The sequence below is a fragment of the Streptomyces eurythermus genome, from assembly GCF_014649115.1.
GTDB lineage: Bacteria > Actinomycetota > Actinomycetes > Streptomycetales > Streptomycetaceae > Streptomyces > Streptomyces eurythermus.
In genome coordinates, this window is sequence record NZ_BMSK01000049.1 from 4,000 (window position 1) to 5,634 (window position 1,635).

Annotated in this window: 1 protein-coding gene; it reads right to left on the minus strand. The window is 72.2% G+C overall.

Features of this window, described 5'->3' with window-relative positions; translation table 11 throughout:
* Positions 1-1,635 (minus strand): type I polyketide synthase (locus IE251_RS40550; protein WP_194552786.1); only part of this gene is annotated, 1,635 nt, incomplete at both ends.

The window sequence follows — 1,635 nt, forward strand, 5'->3', positions numbered from 1 at the left end:
GGCCGCCTCGGCGAACGCCTTCACCCTCCCGTCGGGAGCCAGGCCGCGCTGGCGGGAGAACTCCGTGAACCCCAGCGGGGTCGCCATCACGGTCACCCCGCCGGCCAGGGCCAGCGAGCACTCCCCCGAGCGCAGTGCCTGTGCGGCCAGGTGGATCGCCACCAGCGAGGACGAGCAGGCGGTGTCCAGCGAGACCGCCGCGCCCTCCAGTCCCAGCAGGTAGGCGATCCGTCCGGAGGTCACGCTGGTCGCGGCGCCCGTACCGAGATAGCCCTCGGCGTCGGCGGGTGCCTGGTCGCCGTAGCCGGAGGACCAGATGCCGGTGAACACCCCCGTCTGACTGCCCCGCAACGACGTCGGATCGATCCCCGCATCCTCCAACGTCTCCCACGCCGTCTCCAGCAACACCCGCTGCTGCGGATCCATCGCCAACGCCTCACGCGGCGAAATACCGAAGAAATCAGCATCAAACCCCGCCGCATCCTCCAAAAACCCACCCCACCGCGTATACGACGTCCTCGCATGATCCGCATCCGGATGGAACAACCCCTCGACATCCCACCCACGATCCGACGGAAACTCCCCGATCCCATCCACCCCACCCGACACCACACCCCACAACTCCTCCGGCGACCCCACCCCACCCGGCAACCGGCACCCCATACCCACGATCACCACCGGATCATCCCCACCACCCACCCCACCCACCGACACCACCGGCACCACCGGCACCACACCCCCGCCGAGGATCTCGCTCAGCAGGTGTTCGGCGAGTTGCCGCGGGGTGGGGTGGTCGAAGGCGACGGTGGCGGGCAGGCGCAGGCCGGTGGCGGTGTTGAGCCGGTTGCGCAGTTCGACGGAGGTCAGGGAATCGAAGCCGAGGTCCTTGAACGGCTGCCGGTCCCGTACGGCCCCCGGTTCGCGGTGACCGAGCACGGCGGCGGTGTGGGCGGTGACCAGGTCGAGTGCGGCTCGCAGCCGTTCGGCCTCCGGCAGTGACCGCAGGCGGTCGGCGATCGCGCCGTGCCGCGCCGGGCGCCGGGCCGCCTTGCGGGAGACGAGGTCCTTGAGGGCCGCCGGGACCTCCGGGGCGCCCGCCAGCACGGACAGGTCGAGGCGTACCGGCGCCGGCGTGGCCCGGTCCGTTGCCAGGGCCGCGTCGAACAGCGACAGGGCGTGGTCGGTGGCCAGCGGCACGACCCCGGCTCGCGTCAGCCGGTCCTGGTCGGCGCCGGTCAGGTGCCCGGTCATGCCGCTCGGCTCGGCCCAGTAGCCCCAGGCCAGCGAGGTCGCCGGCAGTCCGAGGGCGCGCCGGTGCACGGCGAGGGCGTCGAGGAAGGTGTTGGCCGCGGCATAGTTGGCTTGTCCGGGGCTGCCGAGCGTCCCGGCCGCCGAGGAGAAGAGGACGAAAGCCGTCAGGTCCCGTCCGAGGGTGAGTTCGTGCAGGTTCCACGCCGCTCGTGCCTTGGGCTCCCAGACCGCGGCGAGGCGTTCGGGGGTCAGGTTCTCGACCAGGGCGTCGTCGAGCACGCCGGCGGCGTGGACGACCGCGGTCAGCGGATGCTCGGCCGGGATCGAGTCCAGTACGGCCGCCAGCGCGTCCCGGTCGGCCACGTCGCAGGCGGCCACGGTCAC